Genomic DNA, 8,498 nt, shown 5'->3' with positions numbered 1-8,498 from the left:
AACAACTAAATAGCGAATTTTTTGCCTAGCTATCAACACGTTTTTCCGCCCTCAAAATAGATCATTTAATTAAACAAATTGGTATAATATATTTTTGGGCTATGTCTCTAATTAGTAAGGAATACAATGAAAGATAATCAACCCTACCAAGGTACATTACTGGGTAGTAAGCGTTTTTTACCGCTTTTTATTACGCAGTTTTTCTCAGCGATTAACGATAACGTGTATAAGCAATCAGTGCTTATTTTATTGATATTCCAGGCTGCAACGCTTGCTGATGGCGCACTTTATTCAAATATTGCTGCTGGGTTATTTATCCTACCTTTCTTTTTATTTTCAGGGATGGCGGGGCAGCTAGCTGAAAAAACAGAAAAATCCAAACTAATCAGAATCGTAAAGCTATGTGAAATCCCTATTATGGTTGTAGGGGCTGTCTCTATTTTAACGCAGTATCTTTGGCTGATGTTAGCCACCGTATTTTTAATGGGCGTACAAAGTACGTTTTTTGGTCCATTAAAGTACTCTATTTTACCGCAGCACGTAGCCCCTAACGAATTAACAAAAGCGAATGGCTTGGTTGAATCAGGCACGTTTGTAGCAATATTAATTGGTACAATTTTTGGCACCTATTATATTACTCAATCAGTAGGGCCTACGCTTATAAGTATTGCCGTATTAGTACTGGCTGTTATGGGTTATGTGAGCAGTCGCTTTATACCCATTAGTGAGGCAAACGAGCCTAACTTAAAATTTACCTATAATATATTTTCATCCACGAAAAACGTATTTTCAGCACTTAATTCGCAAACAGAATCGGTTGGTAAATCAGTCCTCGGGATCAGTTGGTTTTGGTTAATTGGCGCAATTATTTTAACGTCCCTACCAAATTATGTAAAACACACAATGGGCGGCGATGAACTGGTTGTAACTAGCGCGCTTGTTGTGTTTTCACTAAGTATTGCTATTGGTTCGTTATTGTGTGAAAAGCTTTCTCGCTCTCGAATAGAATTAGGAATTGTGCCTTTTGGCGCTATTTTAATTACCTTGTTTTTATACTTACTAAGCCAAGAGAGCGCTATTAGCTCTTATTTACCTCAAAACCTTGAATTATTGACGCTTGATCAGTTATTAAAAACAGGCGACATGTTGTGGCATTTTGTATGGATGGCAGGCATTGGTATTGGCTCTGGTTTTTATACTGTACCTCTGTATGCGCTTATTCAACAGCGTACTGAAGAGTCGAGTCGCTCACGAGTTATAGCGGCTAACAATGTATTAAATGCACTGTTTATGGTGGGCAGTGCTGTTTTAAGTATTGTAACGCTGTCTGTTTTTCAGTGGAGTATTTCAGAGTTGCTACTGTTACTTGCTGGGCTAAACCTGCTTATATCTGTTTATATTTATACCAAAGTACCAGAGTTCTTTTTACGATTTATTATATATATTTTAGCTATTTGTATGTACAGAGTGCGTACAAAAGGTGAAAGTAATATTCCAGATGAAGGCGCTGCCGTTATAGTGTGTAATCACGTGAGCTTTGTCGATTGGATGTTTATTTTAGCAGCATCACCAAGGCCTATCCGATTTATGGTATTTGCCCCTATTTATTATTCGCCAGCCCTACATTGGTTATTTAAAATGGCCAAAGCTATTCCCATTAACAGTGAAAAAACCAATCCGGAAGCGTTTAAAAAAGCGTTTGACGAAGTGGCTGCTGCGCTTAATAAAGGTGAACTTGTTGGTATTTTCCCTGAAGGAAAACTAACCAGTGACGGCTCTATCGATATTTTTCGCCGTGGAATCGAGCGCATTATTGAGCGCTCACCTGTGCCCGTTATTCCTGTGCATTTAGGGGGCTTGTGGGGAAGTATGTTTAGCCGAAAAGCTAAGTGGCAACTACCACGATTAAAATGGTCTTTGGTGTCGGTTGCAGTAGGTACCCCGATTGCCGCTGACAAAGTAGTAGCAGACGATTTACGTGAGCAAGTATTGGCTTTAAAAGCGCTTCATTCAAAAGATATTGACTAATTTAATGGCTAACTCAATATTGGATACACCAGTAGAGTCACAAATGATTGTTGATGACTTTGTAGCGCCTAAGTGCGACGGGTTTATTGAAATATTATATCAAGATGATGATATTTTACTGATCAATAAACCCAGTGGGTTATTAAGTTTGTCTGGTAAGAATCCGCTTAACTGGGACTCAGTACATTACCGTTTAGTACATGGTCAAAAAGGGTTAACAGCCGCATTTGCTGAGGCTAAGTTACCGCATCGGTTAGATTTGGGTACATCGGGCATTATGATTGTTGGATTAAACGCCAAAGCATCAAAGCATCTTAATAAACAGTTTCAGGCGCGTACTATTCAAAAGCGTTATGTAGCCATGTTAGAGGGTAGCTTAGCTGTTGATGAGGGGAAAATTACTGCACTAATAGCAAAAGATAAACTGCTTTTTCCGCGAGTTAAAATTTGCCAAACGACGGGCAAAGTAGCGGTGAGTGAATACAGTGTGCTTGAGCGGCTTAAACAACCGTGCAGAACCTTAGTGCAATTTACGCCCGTTACCGGACGTACCCATCAATTACGAATACACAGCCAGTTTATAGGGCACCCAATTTTAGGCTGTGATTTATATAAAAGTGCGCAAAGTGAGTACATGGCAGGACGCTTACAATTACATGCCAGCGATTTATATTTTGAACATCCAATAACAGGTGAAAAGATTCATATTAATTGTCCGCACCCATTTTAGATAAACGAGATATTCTATTTTTTCGTTTCACCTTTTTTTGATTTTTCCCTTGAAGTTCTAACACCTCACCCCATATTAAGTGCATAACGCAGACACTTTGCAAATTGGAGATATATAAATGACTGCAGCACAAAAAGAAACATTAGGCTTTCAAACAGAAGTAAAACAATTATTAAACTTAATGATTCATTCTCTTTATTCTAATAAAGAAATATTTTTACGCGAACTTGTGTCAAACGCATCAGATGCAGCAGACAAGTTACGCTTTTTAGCGCTATCTCAAGGCGACCTTTACCAAGGTGATGCCGATTTACGTGTTCGTATTAGCGCAGATAAAGAAGCAAATACAATTACCATTTCTGATAATGGTATTGGTATGACACGTGATGAAGTAATTAGCTCATTGGGTACTATTGCAAAGTCGGGTACTGCTGAGTTTTTCAAAAACTTAACGGGTGATCAAAGTAAAGATTCACAGTTAATTGGTCAATTTGGTGTTGGTTTTTACTCAGCATTTATTGTTGCCGATTTAGTAACTGTTCGTACACGTAAAGCGGGTGAAACAACTGCTTACGAGTGGGAATCTCAAGGTGAAGGCGAATACACGCTTCAAGAAATTGAAAAAGAAGGCCGTGGTACCGACATTATTTTACATCTTCGTGATGAAGAAAAAGAATTTGCTGACGATTACCGCTTACGTGGCATTGTTACTAAATACTCAGACCATATTTCAACACCGGTACAAATGTTTAAAGCAGAAGTACCTGAGTCTGAAGGCGAAGACGGCGAAAAAATTCCAGCAGTACCAGGTGAGTGGGAAAGTATTAACCGCGCAACTGCATTGTGGACGCGTGATAAGTCAGAGCTTTCTGATGAAGAATACAAAGAGTTTTACAAGCACGTAAGCCACGACTGGGAAGATCCACTTAGCTGGGCACATAATAAGGTTGAAGGTAAAACTGAATACACGAGCCTTTTATACATCCCTAAAAAAGCACCTTTTGATTTATGGAACCGTGAACGTCAAAGTGGCTTAAAACTTTACGTACAACGTGTATTTGTAATGGATGATGCTGAGCAGTTCATGCCAAGCTACCTTCGTTTTGTGAAAGGTTTACTAGATTCAAACGATTTACCTCTAAACGTATCTCGTGAAATTCTACAAGACAACAAAGTAACGCAAGCTATTCGTAAAGGGTGTACATCGCGCATTATTAAAATGCTTGAGCGTATGGCTAAAAACAAAGCTGACGATTACCAAGTATTTTGGAATGAGTTTGGCCAAGTAATGAAAGAAGGCCCAGCTGAAGATGCGGCAAATAAAGAAGCCGTATGTAAGCTACTACGTTTTTCGTCTACTCATACTGATTCAGAAACGCAAGATGTGTCGCTTGAGCAATATGTTGAGCGCATGAACGAAGACCAAGACAAAATTTACTATGTAGTAGCTGATACATTTACTTCTGCGAAAAATTCTCCTCATTTAGAGATTTTCCGCAAAAAAGGTATTGAAGTATTGTTATTAAGTGACCGTGTTGACGAGTGGATGATGAGCCACTTAACTGAATTTGCTGATAAGCAACTACAGTCAATCACACGTGGTGATTTAGATTTAGGTAAGCTGGACGACGAAGAGACTAAAAAAGCGCAAGAAGAGTCTGAAAAAGAAATGGCAGGCCTTGTTGAGCGTATTAAAACAGCACTAGGTGATGACGTTAAAGAAGTGCGCTTTACGCACCGCCTAACAGATTCTCCAGCATGTGTTGTAAGCGACGACAACGACATGAGCTCACAAATGCAAAAGCTAATGGAATCTGTTGGTCAAGCAGCACCAGAAGCAAAACCTGTGTTTGAGCTAAACCCAGAACACCAACTTGTTAAGCATTTGAATGACGAACAAGATGAGGATAAATTTTCACAGTGGTCACATGTTTTATTAGACCAAGCATTACTTGCAGAGCGCGGTACACTTAAAGATCCAACTGGGTTTGTTACTCGCCTAAACAAACTAATGCTTGAACTAAGCAAGTAGTCAGTTAACTATTTAGTTAATAAAAGTATAAATTATATACTTTAAATAAAAGGGAACGTATGTTCCCTTTTTTAATGCGCTGTAAATACATCAACAACTCATCAATTAGTATAAGTTGCTTGAGTATCGGCGGCGCTTGTGGAAGAATTCAGGCTTTAAAATAAATATCCATACTAGGGGACAATAATATGCGCATTATTCTTTTGGGCGCGCCGGGTGCAGGTAAAGGTACTCAAGCTCAGTTTTTAATGGACAAATACGGTATTCCACAAATTTCTACTGGCGACATGTTACGTGCAGCAATTAAAGAGGGCACGCCATTAGGCTTAGAAGCAAAAAAAGTAATGGATGCTGGTCAACTAATTTCTGACGATATTATTATTGGTTTAGTAAAAGAGCGTATTACTAAAGCTGATTGTGAGAAAGGTTTTTTACTTGATGGCTTCCCACGCACAATTCCTCAAGCTGATGCGATGAAAGAAAATGGCGTAGTGGTTGATCACGTTATTGAATTTGACGTGGCTGACGAAGTGATTGTTGAACGTATGGGCGGACGTCGCGTTCATCCTGGTTCTGGTCGTGTTTACCATATTGTATATAATCCACCAAAAGTGGAAGGTAAAGACAACGAAACTGGAGATGACTTAATTGTTCGCGCTGACGATACTGAAGAAACAGTACGTAAACGTTTAGGTATTTATCACGAGCAAACTATGCCATTAGTTGATTACTACCAAGCAGAAGCTGCTGCTGGTAATACTCAATACCACAAACTAGATGGTACACAAGCTGTTGAAGCTGTTAGTTCACAACTTGGTGAGCTTTTAGGTTAATTATAAAAGCACATTAAAAAACCGCCAATTGGCGGTTTTTTGTTTTAAGGCTGTTTAGCATTGCTTAATCAATGCTATTTAATCGGCTTTAAAGCGTTTTAAGTTTCTCAATTACGCTGTTGTATTCTGGTTCAGTTGAAAGGCTACTAACTAATTGTTTATAAATGACGTTATGGCTTTCATCTAAAATAAATACAGTTCGCGTTAATAAGCCCATATCTTTAATAATCAATCCGTATTTTTGGCCAAAATCGCGCCAAACAGAATCTGATAACGTAGTGATTTTATCAATATTTTCAGCTTTGCAAAAACGCTTTTGGGCAAATGGTAAATCAGCACTAATTGTTAGCATTACAACACTTGGAAATTGCGAGGCTACTTTTTCATTAAAATGCTTAGTTTGCAGGCTACAAATACCTGTATCAAGACTTGGCACTACACTTATCAATACAGCTTGGCCTTTGTAATCCTCAAGTGTCACAGGGATGAAGTTGTCATCAACTACTTTGAAATTTGGCGCGCTATCTCCAACAGAGATCCCTTTGCCTAATAAAGTGACTGGTTTGCCTTGTGCAGATACTTTTCCTATGTCTAGCGTGTTTTCTGGGTAATCGGCTGCAATAGCCACAGAGCAAAATGCGCTCAAAGCAAAGGTAAGTGAACGTAACATAAGGTATTTCCTTTTAAATTAACGCAATGGGCGTCAGTGTATTATACTGCGCTATAGTAACCAAGAGATTATACCGCCCTAATGAAGTTGGGATTAGTTCTGCAATATAAAAATTGTAACTGTGCTAAACTTTGATTAACATGAAGTTACAAAATATATCTTCGATAATAAAAATAAAAACCATCATAAAATGATTTTAATGCTCATTACTGGTTTAGAAACAGAGAGATAATATGTCAACATCGGTACTAATATGTGATGACTCAAAATTAGCTAGGCGTCAGCTAGCTCGTTCATTACCTGAAGATTGGGATATTAAAGTTGAATTTGCACTCGACGGCGTTGATTGCATAAAGCAAATAAAGTTAATTGAACCAGAAATACTTTTTCTCGATTTAAACATGCCTGAAATGGATGGGTATGAAGTATTAATCGCTATGAAAGAACAGGGGCTAAACATACTCACTGTTGTTGTCTCTGGTGATATACAGCCAAGTGCACATCAAAGAGTGCTTGAACTTGGTGCTATCGATTTCATTCAAAAACCATGTTCCCCCGAAAAACTAGCCAGCATAATTGAACACCATGGGATTAAAGATAAAGCCATGCGTGAGCGTCTCTCTCATTCGCTAGGAGAGCAAGTCGACCCTGATGTTCGGGATATATACCAAGAGCTAACTAACGTTGCTATGGGACAGGCTGGGGATTTACTTGCACGCCTTCTTAATGTGTTTGTAGAGCTACCAATTCCTAATGTGAATATTTTGGAAGTTAATGAACTCGATATGGCGCTGCAGTCTATAGATAATAATGCAGCTACATCGGGTGTGTGTCAGGGCTTTATTGGCGGTGGCATTTCGGGCGAGGCGCTATTACTTTTAAATGATTCAAGCTTTAAAGAAATAGCTTCTTTGATGAATTATGACGGCGAGTTAAACGATAAAATTGAACTTGAGCTGCTTATGGATATTAGTAATATTTTGATAGGCGCTATTTTAACGGGTCTTTCAAAACAGCTCGATATGTCATTTAGCCAAGGGCACCCGATTGTACTTGGCCAACACAGAGATGTGTCTGAGCTGGTTAAATCAAACAAGTCACGTTGGCAACGCACCCTTGCTATAGAGATTAGTTACGGTATTGAAAACCATGATATAAATTGCGACCTCATGCTGTTATTTACTGAAGATTCACTTAAAACTTTGAAGTATAAAGTTGCTTACCTATTAGAAGATTAAGTTATGGCTGCAGATTTAGAAATGAATGAGATCCATTGGCTTATGGATATGTTTAATACCGTTGATGTAGGCCTTGTAGTACTTGATAGAGATTATAAGGTGTGTGTATGGAATGGTTTTATGGAAAACCATTCAGGGCTTTTACCAAGCGCAGTAAAAGATAAAGACCTATTTGATTTATTTCCAGCAATAGACGAAAAATGGTTTAGAAGTAAATCAGAATCGGTTTTTGTTTTAAAAAACCGCTCTTTTACGATTTGGGAGCAGCAGCCATACATTTTTAGGTTTAAAAATTATAGACCTATTACTGGTAAAGCTGATTACATGTATCAAAATGCGACATTTATCCCTCTTACAAATACGATGGGCGAAGTTAGCCATATTTGTATTATTTTGTATGATGTAACAGATGTCGCGGTAAATAAAAAAGAGCTTGAAGAGTTAAACAAAAAATTAGAACAAGTAAGTCAAACAGATAGCTTAACGCAGCTTGCAAACCGTGGACACTGGGAAGGTACGCTACGCCAAGAGTTTTTGAGAGTTAAGCGAAGTGGTGGCTGTAGTACATTATTAATGTTTGATATTGACCACTTTAAAAAAATAAATGATGAATATGGCCATAGCTGTGGTGATGAATCGCTTCGTCATTTATCTAACTTACTACGTACGACGCTGCGCGAAACTGATGTTGCAGGGCGCTATGGCGGTGAAGAGTTTGCAGTAACATTACTTGATACAGATAAAGAAGGCGCTTTTGTATTTGCTGAGCGTTTAAGGGTATTGATTGAAACTAACCCTGTTAAGTATAAACACTTTGAAATAACAATGACGGTAAGTATAGGGCTGGCTGGTAGCAGTAATGATTTTAAAAATCATGAGCGCTGGATAGAGGCTGCAGATAAAGCACTGTACCAATCTAAAAATACAGGGCGAAATAAAGTAATAGCCTACGAAGATATAAAAAATG

Annotated in this window: 7 protein-coding genes; 6 read left to right on the top strand and 1 reads right to left on the bottom strand. The window is 38.4% G+C overall.

Annotated features, from left to right (window positions below; all coding sequences use genetic code 11):
• The first annotated feature begins 126 nt into the window (after positions 1-126).
• The 4 genes from GQR46_RS12335 to adk all read left to right on the top strand — a co-directional run bounded on the left by GQR46_RS12335 (position 127) and on the right by adk (position 5,623).
• Positions 127-2,028: an MFS transporter gene (locus GQR46_RS12335; protein ID WP_165741105.1), complete on the top strand. Its 1,902-nt coding sequence runs from the start codon at positions 127-129 to the stop codon at positions 2,026-2,028.
• Positions 2,029-2,032: 4 nt separating this feature from the next.
• Complete coding sequence (locus GQR46_RS12330) at positions 2,033-2,758, top strand: RluA family pseudouridine synthase (protein ID WP_165741104.1); 726 nt, start codon at positions 2,033-2,035, stop codon at positions 2,756-2,758.
• 118 nt (positions 2,759-2,876) lie between these two features.
• A complete protein-coding gene (htpG, locus tag GQR46_RS12325) occupies positions 2,877-4,790 on the top strand; it encodes a molecular chaperone HtpG (protein ID WP_024592695.1) in 1,914 nt (637 codons plus the stop codon).
• A 188-nt stretch (positions 4,791-4,978) separates the two neighbouring features.
• The gene (adk, locus tag GQR46_RS12320; protein ID WP_007584076.1) at positions 4,979-5,623 is read left to right on the top strand and encodes an adenylate kinase; all 645 of its coding nucleotides are present in this window, start codon (positions 4,979-4,981) and stop codon (positions 5,621-5,623) included.
• A gap of 88 nt (positions 5,624-5,711) precedes the next feature.
• On the opposite strand, the gene tpx is transcribed toward adk, so the two are convergent.
• The gene (tpx, locus tag GQR46_RS12315) at positions 5,712-6,293 is read right to left on the bottom strand and encodes a thiol peroxidase (protein WP_024598337.1); all 582 of its coding nucleotides are present in this window, start codon (positions 6,291-6,293) and stop codon (positions 5,712-5,714) included.
• A 233-nt stretch (positions 6,294-6,526) separates the two neighbouring features.
• Between tpx and GQR46_RS12310 the strand changes: the two genes are divergently transcribed.
• Positions 6,527-7,531, top strand: coding sequence for a response regulator (locus GQR46_RS12310; protein WP_007584074.1), 1,005 nt, complete (start codon positions 6,527-6,529; stop codon positions 7,529-7,531).
• A gap of 3 nt (positions 7,532-7,534) precedes the next feature.
• On the top strand, positions 7,535-8,498 hold a 964-nt coding region (locus GQR46_RS12305; protein WP_165741103.1), incomplete at its 3' end, for a diguanylate cyclase.

The organism is Pseudoalteromonas sp. Z1A6, from assembly GCF_011378745.1.
GTDB classification, from domain to species: domain Bacteria; phylum Pseudomonadota; class Gammaproteobacteria; order Enterobacterales; family Alteromonadaceae; genus Pseudoalteromonas; species Pseudoalteromonas arctica.
The sequence above is the reverse complement of the archived record's forward strand: the minus strand, read 5'-3'. Positions and strand labels throughout refer to the sequence as shown.